We start from the raw sequence: 25522 nt of genomic DNA on the forward strand, positions 1-25522 counted from the left end.
CACCACCACGAAGGACGCCGCATGACCGCTGCCGAGCACCCCGCGGACACCCACGATCTCATCCGTGTGCAGGGCGCGCGCGAGAACAACCTCAAGGACGTGAGCGTCGACATCCCGAAACGACGCCTCACGGTGTTCACCGGGGTCTCGGGTTCCGGAAAGAGCTCTCTCGTCTTCGACACGATCGCCGCCGAATCGCGCCGGATGATCGACGAGACGTACAGCGCCTTCGTGCAGGGCTTCATGCCGTCCGTCCCTCGACCCGACGTCGACGTGCTGGAAGGCCTCACCACGGCGATCATCGTGGACCAGGAGCGCCTCGGCGCGAATCCGCGGTCCACCGTCGGCACGGTGACGGATGCCAATGCGATGCTCCGCATCCTGTTCAGCAAGCTCGGACAGCCCTACATCGGCGGGCCGACGGCGTTCTCGTTCAACATCCCGACGCAGAAGGCCAGCGGAGTGATGACCGGGCCGGGCGGGGAGAAGAAGATCGTGAAGGACGCGATCTACCTCGGCGGCATGTGCCCGCGATGTGAGGGCAGGGGAGTGGTGTCCGATCTCGACCTCTCGCAGATCGTCGATGAGTCGAAGTCCCTCGACGAGGGCGCGATCATGGTGCCCGGATACACCGCCGACGGCTGGATGGTGAAGGGGTTCTCGCAGTCCGGGTTCTACCCGCCGGACAAGCCCATCGCGTCGTTCACCGACAAGCAGCGTCACCTCTTCCTCTACGGCGAGGTCACGAAGGTCAAGATCTCCGGTATCAACATGACCTACGAGGGCCTGATCCCGAAGATCACGAAGTCCATGCTCTCGAAAGACCTCGACGCGCTGCAGCCGCACATCCGCGCGTTCGTCGAGCGGGTGGCCACCTTCGCGGTGTGCCCGGAGTGCTACGGCTCGCGCCTCACCGAAGGCGCACGATCGTCCAAGATCGACGGTGTGAGCATCGCCGATGCCTGCCGCATGCAGGTGACGGACCTCGCCGCGTGGGTCAGGGGTCTCGACCTCCCCGGTGCGGGGCCCCTGCTCCAGGCGCTGAGCGCCAACCTCGACGCCTTCGTGACCCTCGGCCTGGGGTACCTGAGCCTGGATCGGCCCTCAGGGACGCTGTCCGGGGGAGAGGCGCAGCGGATCAAGATGCTGCGGCACCTCGGCTCCTCGCTGACCGACGTCACGTACGTGTTCGACGAGCCGACGATCGGGTTGCACCCGCACGACATCCAGCGGATGAATGGCCTGCTGCTCCGACTCCGCGACAAGGGGAACACGGTGCTCGTCGTCGAGCACAAGCCGGAGACCATCGCGATCGGCGATCATGTCGTGGATCTGGGGCCGGGTGCCGGAAGCGCCGGGGGAGAGATCTGCTATCAGGGGAGCGTCGAAGGCCTCACGGCCAGCGGAACGCTGACGGGGCAGCACCTCGACGACCGCGCGCAGCTCAAGGACGCCGTGCGTGACCGCACCGGCGCGATCGAAGTCCGCGGCGCCTCCACGAACAACCTCCAGAACGTGGACGTCGACATTCCGACCGGTGTCCTGACCGTGGTCACCGGCGTCGCGGGATCCGGGAAGAGCTCGCTCATCCACGGTTCAGTGACCGGACGCGAGGGCGTGGTCGCGATCGACCAGTCCGCCATCAAGGGCTCGCGTCGCAGCAATCCCGCGACCTACACGGGGCTGCTCGAGCCCATCCGCAAGGCCTTCGCGAAGGCGAACGGAGTGAAGCCCGCCCTGTTCAGCGCGAACTCCGAGGGCGCGTGTCCCACGTGCAAGGGCGCCGGTGTCATCATCACCGAGCTCGGGTTCATGGACACGATCGAGACCCCCTGTGAGGACTGCGGCGGTAAGCGCTTCCAGGCGGCGGTGCTGGAGTACAAGCTCGGCGGCAAGGACATCACCGAGGTGCTCGACCTTCCGGTGTCCGAGGCCCGCGTGTTCTTCAGCGAGGGCGAGGCGAAGCTCCCGGCCGCGGCGGCCATCCTCGGACGCCTGGAGGACGTGGGGCTCGGCTACCTGTCGCTCGGACAGCCGTTGTCGACCCTGTCGGGCGGTGAGCGCCAGCGCATCAAACTCGCGATCCAGATGGGCGAGAAGGGCGACGTCTACGTGTTGGACGAGCCGACGACCGGCCTGCATCTCGCCGACGTGGACACGATCCTCGGTCTGTTGGATCGACTTGTCGACGCGGGCAAGACGGTGGTGGTGATCGAGCATCATCAGGCGGTCATGGCGCACGCCGATTGGATCATCGACGTCGGACCGGGAGCCGGCCACGACGGTGGTCGCATCGTGTTCCAGGGAACGCCTGCCGAGCTCGTCGCAGACGGGTCGACGCTGACGGGTGAGCATCTCGCGGCGTACGTCAACGCATGATCGAGGGCCGCGGTGGCGGAATCTCCATCCTCTCTCGAAAGAACTCAGGCGCCGACCCAAGCACTGCTGGAGAACACATGACGACCTACGACCAGCTTCTGGAGTCAGCGCGCGAACACTACAACGTGCCCGCCATGCCTCTGGTGGACGACGTAGCCTCCTTCCTCGTCTCACTAGGCGCTACGCCACTGGATCTTGATCGGTACGGCGAGGATCTGATCGATGAGTTCGTGGATCCCGAACTCGCGATCGTCGCCTTCACGCTGCGCGCACCGCAGCTGCTGCGTCAGCGTGCGAGCTCCGAAGAACTCGAGAACTTCGCCTCGGACTCATCCTCAGAGTTCGACCCGCTCGAGTACGGAGAAGCCAACGAAGAGTGGACCGTGTACTCCCACGAGATCGAGGAGTTGTCACGCATCCACGTCGTGCTGGAGCGCGCTGACCACACGGCTGAACGCGTCGGTAACTTTCGAGTCTATGGAGGCGCGCAGTGGCTGCGCGAAATGCTCTGGGCCGCTACAGGCGTGGTGCCCCGAGATCCCGGCTCTCCCACGAGTGGCTCCACGCTCTTCGGACGGGCGTTCCAGTTCGCGGATCGAGCGCCGTTCACTGCGGCGCCTCTCGTATGACATACGGTGGCGTCGGCCGCGCAGCCCGTGCTGCGTGGGTTATCGCTCGCGCGTTCCGAGAAGCGTCTGGTCGTGACCTCTCGACCACAGAAGCGGATTCGAGCTGAGCGGCTGAGCCCAAGCTCGGCGGCAAGGACATCACCGAGGTGCTCTACCTTCCGGTGTCCGAGGCCCGCGTGTCCTGGGAACGCCGTCCGAGCCCGTCGCTGACGGGTCGACGTTGACGGGCGAACATCTCGCGGCGTACGTCAACGCATGATCGAGGGCCACGGGGGCGCCTTTCCCACCCTCTCTCGTCCTGCCAGATCCCGTATACGGATTATCCGATAATGCACATTATGTCAGATTGAGGACGACATATTCTCGCAATACGCGAACTGGCCGGTCTCATCACACTCCCCGCGAGTCCGGAGCCAGCACGGGATCGACCACGTCGACGACCACAGGGTGAGGTTGCAGTCGTCATGCTACGCGGACTCCATGAGAAGGCAAGGTTTACTCATAAACGAGTGATCAGATGGTCCTGAGTTGCGTTACATCGCGGATTATGCGAACTCGCTGCAGCCGGCTACACCGTCGCCCTCGTCGCCCGCCGCCTGAACCGCATCACCGCCCTCGCGGAGGAACTCAGCTGCGGCGCGATCGCGATCGAAGCCGACGTCACCGACCGCGACTCCATCGTCGCGGCTGCCGCCCGCGTCCAGGATGAGCTCGGAGGGGCTGGTGTCCTGGTCAACAACGCCGGCATCATGCTGCTGGGTCCGAGTCTTCGATCTCGGCTTCGAGCTCAGATTCCTCGATCTCGGTGGACAAGAAGCCGCGAACCAGGTCGCCGTACTCTCGGATACGCGGGTCAGTCCTCAAGGGAGCGGTCAGCGGCCATGTCGCCAGCGCGGCACCAGACAACTTGTCACGTTCTACGAGACCTGGAAGCTGAGCGAACGCGGCATCTAGGTCTCCGAGGATGCATGCTTTCGCAAAAACATAGAGCTCGTCGACACCAGTGACGTCCCACTCCTCCACGTCTCGGCGAATTGCGTCCAGACCGAACAGGCCTTTCTGAGCGAGCCAAGTGTTGACGAGGGTGATTAGGCGCTTCTCGTTCGACAGAGGCAATTCTCCACACCGTTCGAAGAGCGGCAACGCGAAGGCCCACCGCCCTGTGCTGAGTGCTCCGAACGCGACCCTCTGAAGCTGTGTGAATATGTCATCCGCGTTCTTGGTGAACTTGTGCCAGACCGACGCTTGCAGAAGTGTCCCCATGACTTCCAGAGCATCGATGGCGTGTGTTACATAGTCGCGATCCGGCCGCAAGTCCGACTTGATTTCAGAGGAGCCCGTGACCTTGACGTATCGGTGCGACGCTTGGCCTTCGCTGTGCACAAGGCAGTGGCGTCGCTCAAAGATCTCCAACAACTGCTCCCATGTGGTGCCTTGATCGGCCAGATCTATGCTCATCCGGTCTTTGAAGAATTTTCGCCAGTCGGAGAGGCTGCCGAAGCTGAGCTTGTTAACTCGTGAGTCGATAGCGGCTTCGATCGCCTGATCGATCGAACCCAGCGTCTGAAGGTCCTTCAAAGAAAACTCTTTGAGCGCCTCTTTAGGGACGTCATGCAGCGCTGCTGGCGCCGCGCGGTAGTAGTTCTCGGCTAGCTGCCCGAGATGAGCTTCCAGGCTGGCAACGGCGCTGATCAGCAGCGCGCCATGGAAGATCGGTTCTCGTCGAGGCCGGTAGAACTTAGCCATCGTTGCGGTGGCAAAGGCGGGCCCCCAGGCATCATCAGAGGTGACGTCCCAAAGTGCGTCGAGCAACTTGCGAGCGGTGAACGCATCCTTGGGTATCGAGCGGATACGGGCTACAACGCGTTGCTTGTCTTCACTGCTGATCTCGACGCCAGCCGGCAGGTTGTCCCAGATTGAGCCAAAGTGGTCGAGATTGGCAGCAGCTTTCGAAAGCTCGGTGTGAGTCTCCCGCAGTGCGTCGAATCTGTCAGTGAACTCAGTTCCCGTGACCCAGAAGCGCTGATCGAGTGACCGCACCCGCTCTTCCCGTGTAGCTGCATCTACGGTGTCGGGGTTGACGTCAGCACCGGGCTCATCAGTCTTCATAGACCGAAATCTAGCGGAACTCGCAGGTGCCGGTGGCGGACGGCTGGCGATCTCGATGGTCGGAGCGGCGGCAGACGGAGGTGTGGATGCGGGCTCACGACGCCCGATCTAGGAGCGCACCACAACGACGAGCGAAATTCGGCGCGGCGGGATTGCCAACGGACGCGTTCAGCCACCATCGGTGGGAAGCCCTCCTCCGAGTGCCGTCGCTGCGCAATCGGAGTGAGCAGAAGTGTGCACAACGAAGAACAAGCATCGTACAGAACCAGGAGGCCGCAACACCTGGCAAGGTAGGTGGCAAGGGCCGGATGCGGTGATCGTCTCGCATTCGACTGCCTGCGGCCGGGTATCCGCGCTACATCACGCATCGAGAGGAAACTATGTCGAAGAGTCTGCGACCCGCACGCCTCGTGAAGATCGTCTACTTCGACGAAGAGTCAGCATCTGACCTGCTTGACATCACAGCAGGCGGCCGGGAGGTCTCCTCAACCGAGCACATCCAGGAACGTGCAAAGGAAGCACACGCAAATGCGGATGCGGCGCTATCGGCGAGGTTGAAATGGCTCTCGTTCTTCGGTGCATCTGCCGAGGTCGCGGCTGGCGTGAAGGGGTCGGCAGTCGGGCGAAACATCTTGAACAAGACAATCTCGAACACCATTCTTACCGACTACCTCGACAAGAGTGTCGACATCGAGGGTGTCGCGCGTCTCGAGGGACTGCGCGTAACGGCGAGCAACAAGTCAGCGGCGTACATGAAGATGTACGCCCCCTACATGTCCATGCTCAAGCTAGAGGACGCACCGATTAGCCTCAACGGACTAAGCGAGATGCTGGCGACGGCCAAAGGCTACTATGAGCTGCTCGCTCGAGACAACCATGGGACGGCGCGAATCCTCCGCTTCAACATCAACGCGTTCCGCAACAGTTATGGACTCGTCGATCTGGCCCGAATGAATCTTGTCTTCGACGCAGTGCGGGTCGGCAGCGCCAGCGAGGGAAGTCTCACGATGGAAGCCGAGATGGCGCCTAGCGATGCCTCAACGCTGCCATCCGTTGAACGACTCGTGGGTAGAGCCGAGATCAACGACACGGCCGAGCTGGACGTCTACGACGTCATCCTCGCGGGGGTCATGCATGGGAGCTGACGTGGCGGTGACGGCCTATTACGGACCGAGCGAGTGGTTTGGCGAACGGGTCAAGCCAACACGCAAAGAGAGCTTGCGGGAGGCAGTTAACGCTCATGACGACGAGAGGAATCAAACTGTTCACATCCACCACGTACCTGGTCAGGAGCCTCCGCGGGTCAAGCCGAAGAAGAGGAAGCGACCCCAGCGGCTCGTAGCGGACTCAGGTGACTACGCCAGTCTCAACGAGCATGTCATAACAAATTTCTCGTGGCTGGCTAGAGCACTGAACCCGAAAGAGTTACATCTCCACAACCCGCCTGAACAAGTCAAAGCGCAACTCGAAAAAACATTCCCGAACTCCTTCCGCGTAGAGCGGTACTCCTACCCCATGGTGACATTGGAGACCCTGCGCGCTTTCCGGGACCACTTCGGAGAACACCTGGTCGGTCAAGCGCAGGTCCGGGACGCAATGCTCCGCGCGATGTACCCTCTGACTAGAGCGAGGCGCAACAGGCCGGTTGTCGTGATGTTCTACGGCCCGTCCGGTGTCGGCAAGACAGAGACGGCAAAGTTTATCAACGACCTGCTGCAAGGTTCTCTGATGCGGACTCAGTTCTCAATGTTCCAGAACGACTCATTCGCCTCCTACCTGTTTGGGGGTAAGCACTCCGAACGCTCATTTGCCCACGAACTCATCGATCGAGATTCTGGTGTCATCCTTATCGACGAGTTCGACAAAGCGGCAAGCGTGTTCCACAGCGCCTTCTACGAGTTGTTCGATGAAGGTGTCTTTACGGATAAAAACTATCGAGCTGACGTCGGTCGGGCTATCATCATCTGCACGTCGAACTATGATTCAGAGGCGGAAATCCGCCGGGCCCTTGGGGAGGCGCTGTCTTCGCGTTTCGATGCAATGATTCAGTTCACGCACCTGTCCAGACATGAGGCGATCACGGTGGTGGAGCGCCAGATCACCCGGCGGCTGGGCGAGTTGGAGCCTGACGAACTGGCCCTTGTCGCCGGCGTCGATTTCGAGGACATGCTCCGCTCTCTTGCTGAGCATGCGGGGAACATTCGAGAAGTCGGCAAGAGAGTCGACGCGGTTATCGCTGACGAACTGGTGCACCGTTCCCTCGCTGACACACAACGCGGGTGAAGTCGTCGTCCACATTGTTCAGGCGACGAGATGCCGAACCGCAGAGCTGGAGCATGTTGCCGACTCGTCGTCGGCAGAGCTCAACTCGCTCGCGTGGCGCCCGCCCAAGAACGCGCCGGAACTCATTTCCGCAGGGCCCGGGCTGGTGGCGGCGTCGCGACTCGTCGAACGCTGTTTGACGGCCCCATTGCCTCGGTCCCTGCTGGCAAGTTCGAGCTGCGCGGGCGCTCGTGCCCTGCTGGTGCGATCTACCGACTATCGCGGCTGGAGCCTGATTTGCTGCACCCGAACGCTACGCACCACGGCGTGCGCCGACACAGCCTCCGGGGTGATGGTGAGTGTCGCGCGTTGGCTACCGCCAAGCTTGGCTGACATGGCGAGGTCCCGACGTTCGTCTGGCGTGGGAGGCGAGGACACCACGTCAGCACCCGGAGGAACAAAAAGAACGACATTCTTGCCGCCTTTGCTGGCACGGGATGGAAATGCAATTCCGTCAATCCGTCGGTCAGGAACCCAGCGTAGGTACTCGGTGACGACCTGTGTCGGTATATAGTCCACTCGCTCTCTCCCGTCAAGAGCTATCGGCCGGGTCAAGGCTTTCACGAAATCGTCGGCGAACTCAGCGAAGGCTCGACGCTCCTGTCGCATAATGTCGAACACGCTAGGTAGCCGCGGGGTGCGGGTGAAATCGAGGATAGTCAGCGGACGCTGAACGACGAACTCTCCGATGACTGCCACGTCATACGGCGAATGCAGCGCAATCTCCGCCACCGCAGTATGAAGGTCGTCTGCGCCGTAGAACAGTGGTACTCCTTCGCCGCTCATTCGGCCAGCAGCGGCGCGGTCGGGCGGCGCGGATCCCAATACTTTGCTGGGGGCCGCGACGGCCTCGGCCACCAGCTTGTCTAGATCGGCCGTCATCCGACCCCGATATAGTTTCGAACCGACCTCCAACACGTGCAGCATTCGCGTGCTCTTGTCTGCGTAGGCAAGCAACCCATCCAAGAACCTAGAGAGACGAGCGGGCGGCTCGTGCTCGCCACCATCCCGGGCGTTGGCAACGAAGACGAATCGCGCTTCGTGACGAACGGTTTCTGTGAACTGCTCCCACGAGTACGCGAACTGCGTCTGGGCGTCTTTCTCGAACCAGGACTCTGGCCAGACGATTGCTCTGCTAATCGCCGCCAGAGCCCGCTCGCTTACCGAGTGTTCGAACGCACCGTCAGCGATATCGGCGACAACCTCCGAGGTCTCCAGCTCAGTTTCGTACGCCTCGCCTTCAAAAAATGAAGCCCCGTCGAAACTCTGGAAGTGATTTAGGGCGGCCCGATACACCTGCTGAACGACAGCATCGATCGGCACGGCGAATGGCGCATCTCTGGCGGATCCAACGAGGCCACAGAATGAGCACTCGGTTCTGGTGGCCGAGTCTTGAACCCGCCGACGTAGCGCAGAGTCCGTGATGTGACCTATGCATAGTGACTCCAGTGACGGCCGCAGAGAGTTGCTGTCCAACATGGTGCTGATGCTAGCGAGTTTCAACGCTGCGAGCCGCAGCTCCATTCTCCAACCTAGGGTCAGCCGCCGCTCTGCGGTCCATATCTGAGCGAGGGGGCGCGTCGCTCCGCTCGGCAGTTTACTCGGTTCTCGAGTACCCGATGAGCGGGGAACTGGGGACGCGAGTGCAAGGCTATGGCGGTGTGTCCGGGCAGGAGGGAAGGTCATGGCGACTCGAGTGGCAGCGCTCGGCTTCGCAAACGCTGACGTCAGACAACGATTACGCCGGTCTCGAATAAGCCGTGTAACCAGTAGAGGAAAGTGGCCCTCTCCTGAGTCGCCGGCCGCGGTGACACGGGTGGATGCTGCATGATGGGCCTGTGCCCACCCGTCCATCCCCTCGGAATCGCGGCCGCGTCGGTGCGCTCGCGTTCTTGACCGCATTCACGCTCTCGTTGGCGGCGTGCGGGACGTCGGACTACAGCCTGACGGAGGCCGATGCGTACGGGACATGGCGGGCGGGAAGCGACCTGCCGACGACGCTCGAGCTCGCTGAGGACGGTACCTTCCAGGCGACTGCGTGGCCACGGGATGTGGGGTGCGGTGGGAGTCCGCCGCGCACCGCGGTGGAGCTGCGCGGGGCAGATGCCGTTGACTTCTCCGGGACCTGGGAAGAGGGTTCAGGCGGCGCTCTGAATGAGATCACGCTGGCCACGGATCCGGATTCACCGTGCGGGACGACCTGGATCTACGCCGGTTTCCGAAGCGAAGACAGCGTCCTCTATACCTGCATGCTCCTGGATGTGCACGTCGACGAGGCGACGGCGGCAAACTGGTTCATCCTCTACAAGGGTGAGCCGGAGTCGACGCCGGACTCGAGTCGGTGCTTCAACTACAACTAGCCCGCTCCCGTGCCGTCACCGTGACTCCCTCCGGATCTCCTCCGCCCGCGCCACGATGTCATCCACTCGCGATTGGAGGAACGGACCGGGACACTCCGTTCCCGACCATGTCTCCTGGTGGGTGATGACGTGCTCTCGGTCGATCCGGAAGCGCACCGGAACGCCGTCCAGGGTCCGGCCGTCGAAGCCTGCGAGCCACGCGATCATCTGCGCGATCTCCTCCACCTGCGCGGTGGTCACCGTGTACTCCGGGGCTCCGGTGAAATCCAGCGTCTCCACCGCCACGGACCGCCAGTTCCAGTCCGCGCCGGTGGACGACGGCTTCGCTCCCGGGCGGATGGTCTCGATGACCGATCCGTCGTGTCGCAGATAGAAGGTGGGAGCCGATGATCTCCGGTTGCAGCGGGAGAAGAACTCCAACTGGTCGGAAGTCGTGCCGGTGTGGTGGATGATGAAGCGGTCGATGACAGGGCTCACGGTTCGGCGATCACTCCCCGCGATGCTGCGGTCGGCGCGAACCGTGGGATCGGCACAGTCCTCGAAACCGAGCGGTACCTCGAGACCCGTGACCGCGCGGTCGTAGACCGGCTCATACTCGGGCAACCCTCGGGGATTGTCCGGGCGGCGTCCGGTGTCGTCTGCCTCTCCCCCGGAGTTCGCGGAGAGCCAGATGCCGACGCCGGTCACCGCGACGCCGGTTCCGGCAGCGATGAGGAATCCCCGCCGCGTCTGCGTCGGGACGTGCTCATCGGCGTCCCGTGCTCCCGGGTCCTCCGGATGCTGACCCTCCCCGCGTGTGCTCACGCGGCCTGGTCGTCGTCTCGGGGTGCTCGGGACTCTCGCGGCCGGCGTCGCCCTGGCCAGACGAAATGCGCGACCGAGAAGGCGAGGACCGTCCACGAGATGACGAACGCCCACCATGGGGACGCCGCTCCCCCGCTTCCGCCCGCCAGCACGACCGACACGATGCAGGCGCCGAGTCCGACGACGACCCCGAGGACGGTGATCTCGCCATGGGCGAGCCACCGCGCGCGCAGCGCCGAGACGAGGCGAAGGGGCAGGCCGACCACCAGGGCGGTGATCATCGACACGACGGACAGCACGACGGCCATGATGCTCGCCCCGATGAAGGACGTCACCCCGTCGTACTCATCCGCAGCACCGAGTGCGAGGAAGAAAGCCACGATGAACAGGAAAAAGCCACCGACGAAGAACTGGCCGAGGATGAGCGAGGCGGTCGATTCATCCGCTCCTCGAAAGCCCCCGCGTTTCCGCAGGTCTGCAGGGACACGGCGAGGGGAGGTCATATCGCGATCCTACGAGGTGCACGCCTTCGCTGGGAGCGCACTCGCGCTACTCTCATCCTCAGGGACAGGCACATTTGGGCCGCGGCTGGATCGATGGGGCCTGATCCTCCGCCTGCAGTCTGGGGAGAGGTGGGGCGAGCGGATGGGCGCTGGCGATGAGAAGGGCGAAGGGCTGCTGACGCCCATCGTGGTGGGCGTGGCGCTGGCGATGTTCAGCGCAGCGGTGGCGGTGGCTTCGACATTCCTGATCGCGGATCCTCGAATCGGCGTTCTGGCGGCAATGACGCTGTCTTTCGGATGCGTCGGAGCGGCGGCCGGCCTCCTGCTCACCAGGCGAAGGACCTGGGGCGACCCCTCGTGGCCTCCAGGCACGGAGCCGAAGCCCTGGACGGCCCGCCGCTCCCGTCGGGTCGTCTTGCTCTACGGAGTCTTCCTTCTCCTCATCTCCGTGGGTGGGGTTGTCACACTGGCGGGGACGGATCAGAACGAGACCGACGACCCGCTGCGCGGATGGGTGCTGTCCACCGTGTTCGGTGTGGTGGGCATGACGCTGATCATCAGAGGAGTGCGGCGGCAGCCTCAACCGGTGCACTCGTCCGATCGCCCGGAGAGCGAGCCGAACGTCGACGTGCAGGAGTGGATGCCGTTGGGGCCCTCTCGTTCGCGGGCTCTCTTCCCCTGGTGGGCTCTTCACGTCTTCTCCGGACAGCCGCTTCTCCTTGCGATGATGATCGGCGCGTTCCTCATCCCCGTGGCGGCGGGACCGCTCGGCGCATGGACGTGGCCGCTCGGGGCTGTGCTGCTGGCGGTCGTGGCGATCATCGTCAGCGCCGTCGTGCGGCGACGTTCGCGACCGCCGCGCATCTCACGCGACGCCACCCGTCTGCTCGTCGGCACGAAGGAGATCCCGACCGCGACCATCACGACGGCCATGGTTATCGCGCACCCCTGGGAGCCGGACGCCACAGCCCGGAGTATCGCGGTCGTCCTCACGGCATCGGATGACTCGCGAGCAGTGGTGGGCTTGCGAGAACGAGGGCTCCTCGTGTTGACCGATGAGCAGACGGAAGTCCTCATCGCGGCGATCGAGCGAACCCACATCGATCTCCCCCGCGACAAAGACGATCCGCGGGGAAGGTTCTCACGGATGCTGTACCCCAACCATCTGACGAAATCGGATGCCCTTCACCTCGTGCAGGAGCCCCCGGGTGACGGTGAGGCGCTGCCGGTGGGGTCCTCAGTCACGTGAGGCAGAGCGCCGGCTCGGAGCCCGCCCTCTCACTCGGCGAAGAGAGTCCTGACGGTCAGGATGTTTCGACCGTGGGCGGAGGACGGGCGTTCCCGTCCGGACTCGACGAAGCCGAGCTTCTCGAGCACCCGCCGGGACGGGAGGTTCCATTCCCAGACGCCGGCCCAGACGCGGTCGAAGCCCGCCCCGTCTGCCCATGCAAGGACGGCTTGAGCAGCTTCGGTGGCATGCCCCCGGTTGTGCTCGGCGCGCAGCAGCTCGAACGCGAGCTCCGGTTCGGTGGCCACCCCCTCGCCGCCGTAGACGAGACCGCAGTACCCGATCGGATCCCCGGTGTCGATGCGTTCCACGGTGAGCAGCGACGACTCCTCGGCATCGCGGATATGCGCTCGGATGTCGTCCAGATCGGGGCGGCCGTCCGCGTCGAGCCGCCGGTGCGCGGGGACCCGTTCGTCGCGTTCGGTCCACAGGTGGCGGAACACGACCGCGTCCTCGATCGCCTGCCTGCGCAGGCGGAGGCGCGAGGTGTCCATCTCCGGGATGCGGGGCACGTGACTCATCCTCGCAGTCTGGCACTCCTCCGCCCCCGCGCTATGATCTGCAGCGCCTAGTGGGAGGACCAGACGCCGAGCTCGTTGCCGCGCGGGTCGGCGAAGTGGAGGCGCCGGCCACCGGGGAACGCATACGGCTCCTGTAGGATCCGGCCGCCAGCGACTCGCGCACACTGTCGGCGAGCCACTCACCGTACATTTCCATGCCACAGGCCGTGGCCGAGGAGATCGTCCGGTTCGCCGCACCCGCGTGAGGGCGACGATTCCGCGAAAAGTTCGCTCCAACCGCTGTGCGTGCCCGCGCTCCACGCAGGAGTAGCGTGGAAGGGTGCCTCAGGTCTCCCACTCCCCCGTCTCCACGCCGGGGTGGCGGGCCTGGGCGATCTGGTCCGTCGGCGTCGCGGCCTACGTGCTCGCCATCACGAACCGCACATCGCTGGGTGCCGTCGGTGTCGAGGCCGCCGACCGCTTCCAGGCGGACGCCTCGACGCTCGCATTGTTCGCCGTCGTGCAGCTCGCGGTGTACGGCGGGATGCAGATTCCGGTCGGCGTCCTCCTCGATCGCTACGGATCCCGTCCGATCATCACGGCGGGGATGCTGCTCATGGCGGCCGGACAGCTCACCATGGCCCTCTCCCCCAGCATCGGCATCGCGATCGTCGCGCGTGTCCTCCTCGGAGCCGGCGACGCCGCCGTGTTCCCCGCCGTGCTGCGGCTGGTGGCCACATGGTTCCCCGCGCAGCGCGGCCCCGTCATGGTCCAGTTCACCGGGATCATCGGGCAGGCGGGGCAGCTGATCGCGCTGGTGCCGGTCGCCGCCCTGCTGCACGCCACCACCTGGTCGATCACGTTCGGCAGCATCGCCGGTCTCGGCCTGCTCTTCACGATCCTCGTGTGGCTCATCGTGCGCAACAACCCCGCCGAGAGCGGTCCGGACGTCTCGGTGAACACGGACACCGGAGTCGTGCGTGTCGTGACGTCGGCTATCGACACGGGCGTCGGCATCCGGGCGGCCTGGGCACATCCCGGCACACGGCTCGCGTTCTGGTCGCACTTCACCACACCGTTCGCCGGCACGGTGTTCGTGCTGCTGTGGGGCATGCCGTTCCTCACGGCCGGCGAGGGCCTGACCACCGCCCACGCGGCGGGGATCATCTCGATCTACGTGGTCGCGGGCATGATCCTCGGCCCGATCATCGGCGATCTCTCCCGCCGCCTGCCGAACCACCGCTCGCTCGCCCTCGTCCTCCCCGCGGTCGGCGTGCAGATGGCGGCCTGGATCGCGGTCATCGCCCTCCCCGGCCCCGCCCCGGACTGGCTGCTCTGGGTCCTGGCGGTCGCTCTGGCGACCGGCGGCCCCGCGTCGATGATCGCCTTCGACCACGCCCGCACGCACAACCCCGTGCATCGCCTCAGCACGGCGACCGGCGTGACGAACGCGGGCGGCTTCATCGCTGCCCTGATCGCCGTGTTCGTGATCGGTCTCCTCCTCGACGCCCAGGGCGCCGGCACCCCGGACACCTACACGCTCGACGCGTTCCGTGTCGCGTTCCTCACCCTGATCCCGCTCTGGGTCATCGGAGTCGTGTTCATCCTGATCGAACGCAAGCGGACGCGGATCCGCATGGGGCTGGAGCCCGACCGGCGTCGCTGAGCGCCCGTCAGCGCAGCAGGTGCTGGACGGTCTCCACGATCAACTCGACGCTGACGCGCTCGGGCACCTCCGCGTCGCCCGCCTCGAACTCGGCGAGTTCCACGCCGCGGACGTCCGCCGACGGGATCGCGGCGAACAGCGCGGCCACGTGGTGCGGGAGCAGACCGTCGCCGACGCGATAGGCCGCAGGGATGTAACCGGGCTCCAAGACGTCCCAGTCGACATGGATCCACACCGGTCGCCCGGCGATGAGCGCGCTGAGCCGCTCCGGGGTGCTCTCCGCGGGGCTGAGGACGGTCACTCCTGCACCGGCGAGCAGCTCCCCCTCGGCGGGATCGATGTCGCGACCGCCCACGACGATGACCTGCTTGGGGTCGATGCCCGCCCCGTGGCCGCTGTCCCACAGCCCGCAGGCGGCGGCGAGGACCATGCCGCCGAGGTAGCCGGAGTCGGTGGTGTCTGGCGTGTTGAAGTCGCCGTGCGCGTCGATCCACAGCACCACTGCGTCGGGGTGGTGCTCGGCGACACTCGGCAGCGTTCCGAGGCTCGCCGCACAGGTGTTCGTCACGAGGAGCGGCGTCGCATCCGCGGCGATCGCCTCCTGCACCGCGTCACGCAGGCCCGTGAGCGTCTCCGCAGCTTCAGGCAGCGCGACCGACCAGTCGTCCATCCGGCCCGGCTCCGGGGTACCGACCACGACGGGCTCCCGCTGCAGGAGCGCGGACAGCGCGTCGGCGACGCGGCGTGCCCCGACGAGGGCTCCGTCCGTGCGGTCGGCGACGCGACCCTGGTTGAGGATGAGCGCGAACGGCGTGGTCATCCCTTCAGTCTCCCACCGCGCAGAGTGGGCGACCAAAACCGCCCGGCGCGGGCTACCGTCGGCGTGGGGTCCAGCCCGAGGGCAGACCGCCGTCGACGAAGGCCCGCTCCCGGTCCGCGGCCGCCGACCAGCCCTGCGCCTCCTCCTCGGTGTCGAAGGCGCCCCGAGCAACGCGGAAACCGACGTCCTCATGGTGCATGCGCGGCGCTCCCCCGCGGCGAACGGACGCGCGCACGCTCCAGGCGTCGTCGGCGAATCCTCCGCCGCGAAAGACCCGATAGTCGTCGTACCGCGCGGGGTCGAGGAGATCCCAGCACCACTCCCACACGTTGCCGAGCGTGTCGAAGAGCCCGTGCAGGTTCGGGAGCTTCCCGCCCACGTCCTGCGGCGTGCCCACTCCGTCGGCCGCGGTCCAGGCGGCCTCCGCCAGCGGCGCATAGTGTGGCCCGGTGGAGCCTGCTCGGCAGGCGTACTCCCACTCGGCCTCGGTCGGAAGGCGGTAGCCGTCCGCTGTGGTGTCCCAGGCCACGTCCTCACCCTCGAAGTGGTACACGGGATCGAGTCCCTCCCACTCCGAGGCGGCGTTGCAGAAGTGGATGGCCCGCAGCCAGCTCACGTCGGCGACCGGGCGACGAGGATGCCGTGATGGTGTGCCCAGGACTTCGGTGACCTGTTCCTCCGTCACCGGGAAGGCGGCGAGGGAGAACGGCTCGAGTTCGACGGTCCGGCGGGTGCGGCGCCGGGCGTCGTGCAGCGTGACAGTCCCGGCGGGGAGACGGACGAGTTCGATGTCGCTCATCCGCGGGGCGTGGCGGCGCTCATGCCGGGGTCCGCTCGACCCAGGTCGGATACTTCGCTGCGCGGCCGTCCCCGGATGAGGTCCTCGTCACGCGCCGTCGCACCCACGGGCCGACGAACTCCCGGTAGTACGCCAGGCCCCCGGGCCCTGCAGTCCAGCGGTCGAGCGGCGCCCACCAGGCTGCTGGCGGCTCGAAGCCGAGCCCGTGCAGCACGCGGGCCGCGACGCGGTGGTGGCCCGCCGCGTTCATGTGCAGCCGGTCCTCCGACCAGTACGCGGGTTTCGACAGCTCCGTGTCCGGCCAGTTGAGGGCACGGATGACGTCGGGCCGGTCCTCGATGCGCCGCAGGACCGCCTCGGAGAGCAGATCGCCGCGGCGTTGCACGAGCGATCCCATCGGAAGCTGCCCGCTGGGGTTGGCACCGGAGAGCAGGATCATCGTCACACCCTCCTCGTCGCACCGCCGCAGCACGCGGCTGAACGCGTCGGCGATGTGCTCGACGTCTGTCCGCGGCCGCAGCATGTCGTTGCCCCCGCCGTTGAACGACAGGTGCGTGGGACGCAGAGCCAACGCGGGCTCGAGCTGCTCCTCGACGATCGGCCACGCCAGCTTCCCCCGGATCGCGAGGTTCGCGTACTGGATGGGGTGCCCCGCAGCATCCGCCCATCCCTGCGCGGCGATGTCGGCCCAGCCGCGCTCGCGCCCATCGGGGAGCACATCGCCCACGCCTTCGGTGAAGGAGTCGCCTATCGCGACGAAACGTACATCAGCCACGCGCCCAGCCTATTCCCGGTCCCGGACGTCACCGGTCGTCCAGCGCCGCTCCGCTCCGATCGACGAGACCCCAGGCCGCCGCGGCGGCGAGGAGGAAGCAGGCCGCGAACACGACGAACAGCAGGGGCGCGCCGCCGGCCCCGAGGAGGACGGGAACGGCGAGGGGCGCCACGATGGAGGCGATGCGGCCCACCCCGGCGGCCCAGCCGGCCCCCGTGCCTCGCAGCGAGGTCGGGTAGATCTCCGGCGTCACCGCGTACAGCGCGCCCCACGCACCGAGGGTGAAGAACGACAGGGCCATGCCTGCGCCGATGATCATCGGCACGGTCGTGGCGGTGCCGAAGACCACGGCCGAGGCGGTCGCCCCCAGCAGGAAGACGGAGAGCGTGACCCGGCGGCCCCACACTTCGATGAGCCAGGCGGCCACGGCATAGCCCGGGAGTTGCGCGAGCGTGATGATGAGGGTGAAGCCGAACGAGCGGACGAGGTCGAATCCCGCGTCGACGAGGATGCTCGGGATCCAGATGAACGCCCCGTAGTAGGCGAAGTTGACGGCAAGCCACACCAGCCAGAGGCAGGCGGTCCGCATCCGGAACTCGACGCTCCAGAGCGCAGCGAGCCGGGCACGCGCCGTCATCGCGATCGCCCGCGACGCCGGCTCCTTCCGGATCTGCGGGGTGTGCTCGACACCGGCATCGGCCTCGAACGCGGCGACGATGCGGTCGGCTTCCGCGATTCGTCCGCGGGACGCCAGCCACCGCGGCGATTCCGGCAGACCCCACCGCACGACGAGGGCGTAGACCGCGGGGATCGCGCCGAGCGCGAAGGCCCACCGCCAGCCTGCCTCAGAGGCGGGGATGACGAAGAACCCGATGACGGCAGACGCCGTCCAGCCCACAGCCCAGAAGGCTTCGAGGATGACGATCAGCCGTCCCCGGATGCGCGCGGGCGCGAACTCGCTCACGTAGGTCGAGGCGACCGGCAGCTCCGCTCCCAGGCCGAGGCCGACGAAGAACCGCAGCACGAGCAGCGCCGCCACTGATCCGACCAGCGCACTCGCTCCGGTGGCCACGCCATAGATGAGCAGCGTGAGGGCGAACACCTGCCGGCGGCCGAAGCGGTCAGCGAGAAGACCGCCGAGGGTCGCGCCGACCGCCATGCCGACGAAGCCGAGCGAGGCGATCCAGCCGGCCTCCCCCTTCGTGAGATCCCACTGCTGTGAGAGCGCCGCGATGATGAAGGAGATGAGTCCGACGTCCATCGCGTCGAGCGCCCAGCCGACGCCGGAGCCCGTGAGCAGGCGCAGGTGCCGGCGGGTGAACGGGAGGACGTCGAGGCGCTCGGCGAGCGAGGTGCGGCTCGGCAGGGCGGTATCGGCCATGATTCTCATCGTAGGGCCGCCCGTCCCGCCGAGCCGCGAGATGACGCCGGCTCAGTCGCGGTCGGCGAGGAGCTTCCGCACCCGAGGGATCACCTCGGTGCCGTACAGCTCGATGCTGCGCATCATCGACTCGTGCGACAGGGTGCCGGTCGCGTACTTGAGGTCGAAGCGGCCGAGCCCGAGGGTCGTGATCGTGTCGGCGATCTTCGCCGCGACGCGCTCCGGCGAACCGGCATAGAGCGAGCCCTCCGGACCGATGTCGTTCTGAAAGCGCGCGCGGCTGTAAGGCGGCCAGCCGCGCTCGCGACCGATGGTGTTGTTCATCGCCTCGAAGCCCGGGTAGGCCTCGTCCCACGCCTCCGCGTCGGTGGGCGCGATGTGACCGGGTGAGTGCACGGCCACCGGGTGGGCGGTCGTCCCGAAGGAGGCGACCGAGCGGTGGTAGAGGTCGACGAACGGCTTGAACCGCCCGGCCGGGCCGCCGATGATCGCCAGCATCAGGCCGAGACCGTGACGCGCGACACGCACGACGGACTCCGGGCTGCCCCCCACGCCGACCCACGTGCGCAGGCCCTTCTCGGTCTTCGGGAAGACGTCCGCGTTGTCGAGAGACGGCCGCAGCGAGCCGGACCACGTGACGGGCTCTTCCTTGAGGAGCTCGACGAACAGCTCGAGCTTCTCCTCGAAGAGCCGGTCGTAGTCGCGCAGGTCGTAGCCGAACAGCGGGAAGGACTCGATGAACGAACCGCGCCCGAGGACGACCTCCGCCCGGCCGCCGGACAGGGCGTCGAGGGTGGAGAAGCGTTCGAACACACGCACCGGGTCGTCCGAGGACAGCACGGTCACGGCGGTGCCCAGCCGGATGCGCTCGGTGCGCGCCGCGATCGCCGCGAGCACCATCTCCGGGGACGAGACCGCGAACTCGCGCCGGTGGTGCTCCCCCACCCCGAAGAAGTCGACGCCGACGGTGTCGGCCAGCTCCGCCTGCGCGACGACGTTCCGGATGGTCTGCGCGCCGCTGAGCAGCTCGCCGTCCTGATCCCGGGTGATGTCGCCGAACGTGTCCAGCCCGAATTCGATGCCCATGTCACACCTTCCTATTCAGGTGAATGGAACACGCGGACTCGGGCCGGCATTCCCGTCACCGAGGGAGCAGCGCGCTGCGCAGCGTGTCGAGTCCGACGCCGCCGAGATCGAGGGCGCGCTTGTGGAAGCCCTTGAAGCTGAACGCGTCGCCCTCCGCCTGCTGCACGGCGTCGCGGACCTGCTCCCAGATGCGTTGACCGACCTTGTACGACGGAGCCTGACCCGGCCAGCCGAGGTACCGGTTGACCTCGAACTGCACGAACTGGTCCGACATGTTCACGTTGCGGCGGAGGAAGTCGAGCGCGTACTCGGCATCCCAGACGCCCTCGCCCTCGAGTCGGGGCTTGCCGAGGTGCACGCCGATGTCGAGGACCACGCGCGCCGCCCGCATCCGCTGCCCATCCAGCATGCCGAGACGATCCGCCGGGTCATCGAGGTAACCGAGCTGCTCCATCAGTCGCTCCGCATACAGCGCCCAGCCCTCCGCGTGGCCGGACGTTCCGGCGAGCAGTCGTCGCCACGAGTTCAGCTCGGCGCGGTTGTAGACGGCCTGGGCGATCTGCAGGTGATGCCCCGGCACACCCTCGTGGTACACGGTGGTGAGCTCGCGCCACGTGTCGAACTCGGTGACGCCCTCGGGGACCGACCACCACATGCGACCGGGGCGCGAGAAGTCGTCGGTGGGACCGGTGTAGTAGATCCCGCCCTCCTGCGTCGGCGCGATCATGCACTCCAGCGTGCGGATCGCCTCCGGGATGTCGAAGTGCGAGGCACCCAGCTCGGCGACCGCTCGATCGCTGGTCTCCTGCATCCACCGCTGGAGCGCCTCGGCGCCGACGAGCTTACGGGCGGGGTCCGACTCCAGATGCGCGACGGCCTCCTCGACGGAGGCTCCGGGAAGGATCTCGTTCGCGATCGCCGTCTGCTCGGCCACCATGCGGGCGAGCTCTTCCCGGCCCCACTCGTAGGTCTCGTCGAGGTCGATGGTCGCGCCGAGGAAACGCCGGGAGTTGAGGGCGTAGAGCTCGCGCCCCACGGCGTCCGTCTCACCGGCTTCGGGGGCCAGCTCCTCGCCCAGGAAGCGCCGCAGCTCGCCGTAGGCGACCCGGGCAGCCGCGGAGTTGTCCGCCAGCGTGCGGGCGAGCGAGGCGGGAAGCTGACCTTCCTCGGGATCGGCGTGCGCGACGAACGCCGCGAAGAAGCCGTCGTCGGCGATGTAGCGGTCGATCTGCGTCGCGACCTCCGCGACCTGGCGACGGGCGGGAGTGACGCCCTCGGCGATGCCCAGACGGAGCGTCTCGATGTACCCGCGCAGCGCCCCCGGCACGGCAGAGAGTCGGGTGGAGACGACCTCCCAGTCCTCGACCGTCGCGGTGGGCATCAGGTCGAAGGCGGAGCGGACGTCCTGCGCGGCGGATGCGATGACGTTCAGATCACGCAGGTGCCACTTCGCGTCGTGCAACTCGAGGTCGAGGCGCAGCTCGGCGCTGAGATCGGTCTTGGTGACCTCGTCGATCGCGTCGACCGGCTCCAGCGCGGCCAGCTTGTCCAGTGTGGCCCGCGTCGCCGCGGCGATCTCCTCGTGACCTTCCGGACTCAGGTCGCCGAATCGGTCGTTGACCTCGGAGCGGCCGATGTACGTGCCGAGAGTCGGCGCCAGCACGGCGATCGTGTCGACCCATTCATCGGCGACCCTGTCGATGGCGGAGGGGGTGCGGGGTGCGGAAGTCATACCTTCCAGCCTAATCCCCGCCCCCTCCGGCCACCGGGATCAGTGCGCGGCTTCGTTCCAGTCCCGACCGCGGCCGACCTGCACGTCGAGCGGCACGGAGAGCTGCGCGGCGTCACCCATCCGCGTGCGGACGATCTGCTCCACCGCGTCCCACTCCCCCGCAGCGACCTCGACGACGAGTTCATCGTGGATCTGCAGCAGCACCCGCGACTCCAGCTTCGCGGCGTGGAGGTCGTCGTGGATGTGGAACAGCGCGATCTTCATGATGTCGGCCGCGCTCCCCTGGATCGGGGCGTTGAGCGCGGCCCGCTCGGCGTTCTCGCGCAGCACGCGGTTGGGGCTCGCGAGATCGGGGAACGGCCGCCGACGTCCGAAGATCGTCTCGGTGTAGCCGACCTCCTTGGCCTTCATCACCGAGGCCCGCAGGTAGTCGCGGACCGCACCGAACCGTGCGAAGTACTCCACCATGAGCTGCTTGGCCTCCGACTGCTCGATGCGCAGCTGCTTGGACAGCCCGAACGCGGAGAGTCCGTAGACGAGGCCGTACGACATCGCCTTCACCTTGGTGCGCATCGCCGGCGTGACCTCGGACGGATCGACGCCGAACACGCGGGCGCCGACGAAACGGTGCAGGTCTTCACCGCTGTTGAAGGCCTCGATCAACCCCTCATCACCCGAGAGGTGCGCCATGATCCGCATCTCGATCTGCGAGTAGTCGGCGGTGAGCAGGGTCTCGTACCCCTCGCCGACCTCGAAGGCGCTGCGGATGCGCCGTGACTCCTCGGTGCGGACCGGGATGTTCTGGAGGTTCGGGTCGGTGCTGGACAGGCGCCCGGTCTGACTGCCGGTCTGCACATAGGTCGTGTGCACCCGATTGTCCTCGCGGATCGCGGTGTCGAGGGACTCGATGATCTGCCGCAGCTTCGTCGCCTCTCGGTGCTGCAGCAGCAGGCTCAGGAAGGGGTGCGGGTGCGACTCCTGGAGGTCGGCGAGCACGGCCGCATCGGTCGAGTACCCGGTCTTCGTCTTGCGCGTCTTCGGAAGCTGCAGGTCTTCGAACAGCACCTCCTGGAGCTGCTTCGGCGACCCGAGGTTGAACTCGCGGCCGACAACCGAGAACGCCTCCTGGGCCAGCGCATCCGCGCGTGTCGCGAGCTCGGCCGAGAACGTCGACAGAACCTCGTGCGAGACGGCGACGCCGGCGAGCTCCATGTCGGCGAGGGTGCGGAGCGTCGGCAGCTCGATGTCGCGGAGCACGGCGTCGACCGGCTCGGGCAGATCGTTTCGCAGGGCCTCGGCCACGCGGAGGATGAACCACGCCTCCTGCGACGGGGTGGCACCCTCGGTCTCCGGCACGAGCTGCGACGGATCGGCCTCGGGGAGCTTCTCCCCCAGGTAGCGCTGGACGAGGTCGGACAGCGTCTTGTCCGGGAAGCTCGGACGCAGCAGCCAGCCGGCGAGGCTCGTGTCGTAGGCGAGCCCGCAGAGACGGATCCCGTGACGGAGCAGCGCCTTCACCTGCGGCTTGGCGTCGTGCAGCACCTTCGGCGCGTCGGACTCCAGCCACGTGCGCAGCGCCGCGGCCGCCTCCTCCGACCAGTCGAGCTCGCGCAGCTCGCTCCCGGTGGCGACGCCGACGCGCACGGGGGCGCCGGACTGCACCACGACCCGGAGAGCGATATCTCCGCTCTGAGCCGCGGCCCAGGTGGCCAGATCGGAGGCGGACACCTGTGCCGGCGCCGGCATCTCGACGACGGAGGCCGGGTCGTCGGCCACCTCGCCCGCACCGACGGCCTCGAAGACTCGCGGCAGCAGCGTGCGGAACTCGAGTCGGGCGAAGATGTCGCGGACGGCCTCGGCATCGATCGGGGCGACCGCGAGATCGGCCGGTGCCACCGGCAGCTCCACGTCGGTGAGCAGGCGGTTGAGCTTGCGGTTGCGGCGGACGTCTTCGATGTGATCGCGGAGGTTGCCGCCGACCACGCCCTTGATCTCGCCGGCACGCTCGAGCAGCTCGTCGAGGGAGCCGAACTGCGTGAGCCACTTGACGGCCGTCTTCTCCCCCACCTTCGGCACACCGGGGAGGTTGTCGCTGGTCTCACCGACGAGGGCGGCGATGTCGGGGTACTGCTCGGGACGGACGCCGTAGCGCTCCTGCACCGTCGTCGGGTCGTAGCGCTTGAGCTGCGAGACACCCTGCACGGACGGATACAGCAGCGTGACGTCGTCGGTGACGAGCTGGATGGTGTCGCGGTCTCCGGAGACCACGAGCACGTCGTAGCCCTGGGCGGCGCCCTGGGTGGAGAGGGTGGCGAGGATGTCGTCGGCCTCGATGCCCTCCTGCGTCAGCACCGGGATCGACATCGCGGCGAGGCAGTCCTGCAGCAGCGGGATCTGGCCCTTGAACTCCTGCGGCGTCTCGGATCGGGTGGCCTTGTACTCCGGGTACTCGTCGGTGCGGAACGAGTGGCGGGAGGTGTCGAACGCGATCGCGAGGTGGGTGGGCTGCTCGGCCTTGATGAGGTTGACCAGCATGGACAGGAACCCGTAGATGGCGTTCGTGTGCTGGTTGTCCTTGGTGGTGAAGTTGTCCACCGGGAGGGCGAAGAAGGCCCGGTAGGCGAGCGAGTGGCCGTCGACGACCATGAGGGTAGGCTTTGCGGAGTCCGTCACCCTGTCAGCCTAACGAGGAGCACGGACACCCGCAGAGGAGGATGCATGAGCGAGGTCGCCACCAGCGAAGGACTCGAGTGGGCGGCCGCCCGCGGCATGGGAGCCCTGGCCGAGAAGATGGGCATGGAGTTCGTCGAGTTCGGCGTCGACCGGTGCGTGGCGACGATGCCGGTGGAGGGCAACACCCAGCCGGTCGGTCTCATGCACGGCGGCGCCTACGTCGTGCTAGGCGAATCGCTCGGCTCGATGGCGGCCAATCTGCATGCGGGAGCGGGCCGCCTGGCGGTCGGGGTCGACATCAACGCCACGCACACCCGGTCGGCCACCTCGGGCGTGGTCACCGGGGTCTGCACGCCCGTGCACCTGGGCCGGAGCATCACGGTGCACGAGATCGTCGTGACCGACGATCAGGGCCGGCGCTGCTCCACGATCCGCATCACCAACATGATCAAGGACGCTCCCGCCGGGCGCTGAGCGGCTCCTCCAGCAGCAGCTGGAAGAGGATGTGGTCCTGCCACTCCCCCGCGATCCGCAGGTACTTCGGGGCGATGCCGATGCGCTCGAAGCCGTTGGCGGCGAGCACCCGCTGGGAGGCCACGTTGTGCAGCAGCGTCGAGGCCTGGAGCCGGTGCAGCCGCAGCTCGTCCCGCGCGTGCTCCGCGATGAGGGCCACCGCGCGACCTGCGAGGCCGCGGCGCAGCCGGGTGGAATCGATCCAGTAGCCGAGATCAGCGCTCCAGAACGCGCCGCGCACGATGGTGTTCAGGTTCATCCGGCCGCGGATCTCGCCGTCGTCCGAGAGGATCACGAACCGGGAGCTCCGGCCGAGCGCGGCTTCGGCGACGCACTGCTGGGCGTTCTGCTCCTGCCACTCCTCGGTGAAGAACGCCTCGGAGCGCACCGGCTCCCAGGGGGCGAGATGCTCCCTGTTCGCCCGGTACGCACGCGCGAGTGCGGCTCCGTCCCCGGCACGGACCGGCCGCAGAACATGCTCTGCGTCCAGCCGGAGCACCGGAGTGCCTTACTTCTTGGGAGCGAGCTGCTCGATGATCGCCTTGGCGACGTCCTGCATCGTCAGCCGGCGATCCATCGACGCCTTCTGGATCCAGCGGAACGCCTCGGGCTCGCTCAGGCCCATCTTCTCGTTGAGGAGCCCCTTGGCCCGGTCGACGAGCTTGCGGGTCTCGAAGCGCTCGACCATGTCGGCGACCTCGGCCTCGAGAGTGATGATCTGCTCGTGGCGGGCCAGAGCGATCTCGATCGCGGGAAGGAGGTCGTTCGGGGTGAAGGGCTTCACGACGTAGGCCAGGGCTCCGGCCTCGCTCGCCCGCTCCACGAGCTCCTTCTGGCTGAACGCGGTCAGCAGCACGACGGGGGCGATGTTGCCCTTGTGCAGCTTCTCGGCGGCGCTGATGCCGTCGAGCTGGGGCATCTTCACGTCCATGATGACGAGGTCGGGACGCAGCTCGGTGGCGAGGGCCACCGCCGTCTCGCCGTCGCCGGCCTCGCCGACGACATCGAAGCCGTTGTCGCGGAGGATCTCGACGATGTCGAGACGGATCAGCGATTCGTCTTCGGCGACGACGACGCGTCGGGGTGCGGATGCCGTGGGCTGCTCAGCCTGTTCTTGCTCGGTCACCCCTCCATCCTAACGGAGAGGTCCTCACCACCGGCTGAAGACAGCGGGCACGCGAGG

Annotated in this window: 22 protein-coding genes and 1 pseudogene; 9 read left to right on the forward strand and 14 right to left on the reverse strand. The window is 66.8% G+C overall.

Translation table 11 applies throughout. The features are described 5' to 3' along the window. Window positions 1-21 precede the first annotated feature (21 nt). From MICNX66_RS08185 to MICNX66_RS16880, 3 genes and pseudogenes are all read left to right on the forward strand, one after another. Window positions 22-2379 (forward strand): ATP-binding cassette domain-containing protein, encoded by a 2358-nt coding sequence (locus MICNX66_RS08185; RefSeq protein WP_187661470.1) that lies wholly within the window; start codon window positions 22-24, stop codon window positions 2377-2379. A 77-nt stretch (window positions 2380-2456) separates the two neighbouring features. Then, window positions 2457-3008: a hypothetical protein gene (locus MICNX66_RS08190; RefSeq protein WP_187661471.1), complete on the forward strand. Its 552-nt coding sequence runs from the start codon at window positions 2457-2459 to the stop codon at window positions 3006-3008. Window positions 3009-3613: 605 nt separating this feature from the next. Next, window positions 3614-3712, forward strand: a pseudogene (locus MICNX66_RS16880) (SDR family oxidoreductase); the annotation flags it as partial. 43 nt (window positions 3713-3755) lie between these two features. Here the strand turns inward: MICNX66_RS16880 and MICNX66_RS16885 are convergent. Next, entirely contained in the window at window positions 3756-5117 is a 1362-nt protein-coding gene (locus tag MICNX66_RS16885) for a hypothetical protein (protein WP_232089019.1), read from the reverse strand. A 380-nt stretch (window positions 5118-5497) separates the two neighbouring features. Between MICNX66_RS16885 and MICNX66_RS08200 the strand changes: the two genes are divergently transcribed. Both MICNX66_RS08200 and MICNX66_RS08205 read left to right on the forward strand, forming a co-directional pair. Continuing rightward, window positions 5498-6262 (forward strand): DUF6414 family protein, encoded by a 765-nt coding sequence (locus MICNX66_RS08200; RefSeq protein WP_187661472.1) that lies wholly within the window; start codon window positions 5498-5500, stop codon window positions 6260-6262. Between the two features lies 1 nt (window position 6263). Further along, complete coding sequence (locus MICNX66_RS08205) at window positions 6264-7400, forward strand: AAA family ATPase (protein ID WP_197971837.1); 1137 nt, start codon at window positions 6264-6266, stop codon at window positions 7398-7400. A gap of 255 nt (window positions 7401-7655) precedes the next feature. On the opposite strand, the gene MICNX66_RS08210 is transcribed toward MICNX66_RS08205, so the two are convergent. Beyond that, on the reverse strand, window positions 7656-9341 hold the full coding sequence (locus MICNX66_RS08210) for an RES domain-containing protein (protein WP_332107620.1): 1686 nt from the start codon (window positions 9339-9341) through the stop codon (window positions 7656-7658). Here MICNX66_RS08210 and MICNX66_RS08215 point away from each other — a divergent pair. Further along, window positions 9332-9799 carry a hypothetical protein gene (locus MICNX66_RS08215; RefSeq protein ID WP_187661475.1) on the forward strand — a complete coding sequence of 156 codons (468 nt, stop codon included), beginning with the start codon at window positions 9332-9334 and terminating at the stop codon, window positions 9797-9799. The genes MICNX66_RS08210 and MICNX66_RS08215 overlap by 10 nt on opposite strands. Before the next feature lie 15 nt (window positions 9800-9814). Here MICNX66_RS08215 and MICNX66_RS08220 read toward each other — a convergent pair whose 3' ends face one another. Together MICNX66_RS08220 and MICNX66_RS08225 are read right to left on the reverse strand one after the other, a co-directional pair. Then, complete coding sequence (locus tag MICNX66_RS08220; RefSeq protein ID WP_187661476.1) at window positions 9815-10603, reverse strand: peptidoglycan recognition protein family protein; 789 nt, start codon at window positions 10601-10603, stop codon at window positions 9815-9817. Beyond that, window positions 10600-11106, reverse strand: a complete 507-nt coding sequence (locus MICNX66_RS08225; protein ID WP_187661477.1) for a hypothetical protein — start codon at window positions 11104-11106, stop codon at window positions 10600-10602. The genes MICNX66_RS08220 and MICNX66_RS08225 overlap by 4 nt, the downstream gene beginning before the upstream one ends. Window positions 11107-11248: 142 nt before the next feature. Here MICNX66_RS08225 and MICNX66_RS08230 point away from each other — a divergent pair, with 142 nt between their 5' ends. Then, the gene (locus MICNX66_RS08230) at window positions 11249-12355 is read left to right on the forward strand and encodes a hypothetical protein (RefSeq protein WP_187661478.1); all 1107 of its coding nucleotides are present in this window, start codon (window positions 11249-11251) and stop codon (window positions 12353-12355) included. A 29-nt stretch (window positions 12356-12384) separates the two neighbouring features. Here the strand turns inward: MICNX66_RS08230 and MICNX66_RS08235 are convergent, their stop codons facing one another. Further along, entirely contained in the window at window positions 12385-12915 is a 531-nt protein-coding gene (locus MICNX66_RS08235) for a GNAT family N-acetyltransferase (RefSeq protein WP_232089020.1), read from the reverse strand. 319 nt (window positions 12916-13234) lie between these two features. Here MICNX66_RS08235 and MICNX66_RS08240 point away from each other — a divergent pair, with 319 nt between their 5' ends. Further along, window positions 13235-14560 carry an MFS transporter gene (locus MICNX66_RS08240; RefSeq protein ID WP_187661479.1) on the forward strand — a complete coding sequence of 442 codons (1326 nt, stop codon included), beginning with the start codon at window positions 13235-13237 and terminating at the stop codon, window positions 14558-14560. 7 nt (window positions 14561-14567) lie between these two features. Here MICNX66_RS08240 and MICNX66_RS08245 read toward each other — a convergent pair whose 3' ends face one another. The 7 genes from MICNX66_RS08245 to polA are packed head-to-tail and all read right to left on the reverse strand — an operon-like array spanning window position 14568 to window position 23826. After that, window positions 14568-15380, reverse strand: coding sequence for an arginase family protein (locus tag MICNX66_RS08245; protein ID WP_187661480.1), 813 nt, complete (start codon window positions 15378-15380; stop codon window positions 14568-14570). A 52-nt stretch (window positions 15381-15432) separates the two neighbouring features. Beyond that, window positions 15433-16179: a formylglycine-generating enzyme family protein gene (locus tag MICNX66_RS08250; RefSeq protein WP_187661481.1), complete on the reverse strand. Its 747-nt coding sequence runs from the start codon at window positions 16177-16179 to the stop codon at window positions 15433-15435. A gap of 19 nt (window positions 16180-16198) precedes the next feature. Further along, window positions 16199-16954 (reverse strand): SGNH/GDSL hydrolase family protein, encoded by a 756-nt coding sequence (locus tag MICNX66_RS08255; protein WP_101845740.1) that lies wholly within the window; start codon window positions 16952-16954, stop codon window positions 16199-16201. A 28-nt stretch (window positions 16955-16982) separates the two neighbouring features. Continuing rightward, on the reverse strand, window positions 16983-18335 hold the full coding sequence (locus tag MICNX66_RS08260) for an MFS transporter (RefSeq protein WP_187661482.1): 1353 nt from the start codon (window positions 18333-18335) through the stop codon (window positions 16983-16985). A 51-nt stretch (window positions 18336-18386) separates the two neighbouring features. Then, window positions 18387-19421 carry an LLM class flavin-dependent oxidoreductase gene (locus tag MICNX66_RS08265; RefSeq protein ID WP_187661483.1) on the reverse strand — a complete coding sequence of 345 codons (1035 nt, stop codon included), beginning with the start codon at window positions 19419-19421 and terminating at the stop codon, window positions 18387-18389. A 55-nt stretch (window positions 19422-19476) separates the two neighbouring features. Continuing rightward, on the reverse strand, window positions 19477-21153 hold the full coding sequence (locus MICNX66_RS08270; RefSeq protein ID WP_187661484.1) for a DUF885 domain-containing protein: 1677 nt from the start codon (window positions 21151-21153) through the stop codon (window positions 19477-19479). Window positions 21154-21192: 39 nt separating this feature from the next. Continuing rightward, window positions 21193-23826: a DNA polymerase I gene (polA, locus tag MICNX66_RS08275; protein WP_187661485.1), complete on the reverse strand. Its 2634-nt coding sequence runs from the start codon at window positions 23824-23826 to the stop codon at window positions 21193-21195. Window positions 23827-23871: 45 nt separating this feature from the next. Between polA and MICNX66_RS08280 the strand changes: the two genes are divergently transcribed. Continuing rightward, a complete protein-coding gene (locus MICNX66_RS08280; RefSeq protein WP_060921657.1) occupies window positions 23872-24300 on the forward strand; it encodes a hotdog fold thioesterase in 429 nt (142 codons plus the stop codon). Here the strand turns inward: MICNX66_RS08280 and MICNX66_RS08285 are convergent. Next, window positions 24275-24838: a GNAT family N-acetyltransferase gene (locus MICNX66_RS08285; RefSeq protein WP_187661486.1), complete on the reverse strand. Its 564-nt coding sequence runs from the start codon at window positions 24836-24838 to the stop codon at window positions 24275-24277. The two genes, MICNX66_RS08280 and MICNX66_RS08285, sit on opposite strands and share 26 nt — an antisense overlap. Window positions 24839-24847: 9 nt before the next feature. Continuing rightward, window positions 24848-25465, reverse strand: coding sequence for an ANTAR domain-containing response regulator (locus MICNX66_RS08290; RefSeq protein ID WP_025103469.1), 618 nt, complete (start codon window positions 25463-25465; stop codon window positions 24848-24850). Between the last annotated feature and the right edge of the window lie 57 nt (window positions 25466-25522).

This window comes from Microbacterium sp. Nx66 (genome assembly GCF_904066215.1).
Classification (GTDB): Bacteria; Actinomycetota; Actinomycetes; order Actinomycetales; family Microbacteriaceae; genus Microbacterium; species Microbacterium meiriae.

Excerpts from the sequence above, each read along its gene's own strand:
- MICNX66_RS08185 (WP_187661470.1), top strand. The coding sequence starts at position 22 with ATGACCGCTGCCGAGCACCCCGCGGACACCCACGATCTCATCCGTGTG.
- MICNX66_RS08190 (WP_187661471.1), top strand. The coding sequence starts at position 2,457 with ATGACGACCTACGACCAGCTTCTGGAGTCAGCGCGCGAACACTACAAC.
- MICNX66_RS16885 (WP_232089019.1), bottom strand. The coding sequence starts at position 5,117 with ATGAAGACTGATGAGCCCGGTGCTGACGTCAACCCCGACACCGTAGAT.
- MICNX66_RS08200 (WP_187661472.1), top strand. The coding sequence starts at position 5,498 with ATGTCGAAGAGTCTGCGACCCGCACGCCTCGTGAAGATCGTCTACTTC.
- MICNX66_RS08210 (WP_332107620.1), bottom strand. The coding sequence starts at position 9,341 with ATGCGGTCAAGAACGCGAGCGCACCGACGCGGCCGCGATTCCGAGGGG.
- MICNX66_RS08225 (WP_187661477.1), bottom strand. The coding sequence starts at position 11,106 with ATGACCTCCCCTCGCCGTGTCCCTGCAGACCTGCGGAAACGCGGGGGC.
- MICNX66_RS08230 (WP_187661478.1), top strand. The coding sequence starts at position 11,249 with ATGGGCGCTGGCGATGAGAAGGGCGAAGGGCTGCTGACGCCCATCGTG.
- MICNX66_RS08235 (WP_232089020.1), bottom strand. The coding sequence starts at position 12,915 with ATGAGTCACGTGCCCCGCATCCCGGAGATGGACACCTCGCGCCTCCGC.
- MICNX66_RS08245 (WP_187661480.1), bottom strand. The coding sequence starts at position 15,380 with ATGACCACGCCGTTCGCGCTCATCCTCAACCAGGGTCGCGTCGCCGAC.
- MICNX66_RS08250 (WP_187661481.1), bottom strand. The coding sequence starts at position 16,179 with ATGAGCGACATCGAACTCGTCCGTCTCCCCGCCGGGACTGTCACGCTG.
- MICNX66_RS08260 (WP_187661482.1), bottom strand. The coding sequence starts at position 18,335 with ATGGCCGATACCGCCCTGCCGAGCCGCACCTCGCTCGCCGAGCGCCTC.
- MICNX66_RS08265 (WP_187661483.1), bottom strand. The coding sequence starts at position 19,421 with ATGGGCATCGAATTCGGGCTGGACACGTTCGGCGACATCACCCGGGAT.
- MICNX66_RS08270 (WP_187661484.1), bottom strand. The coding sequence starts at position 21,153 with ATGACTTCCGCACCCCGCACCCCCTCCGCCATCGACAGGGTCGCCGAT.
- MICNX66_RS08280 (WP_060921657.1), top strand. The coding sequence starts at position 23,872 with ATGAGCGAGGTCGCCACCAGCGAAGGACTCGAGTGGGCGGCCGCCCGC.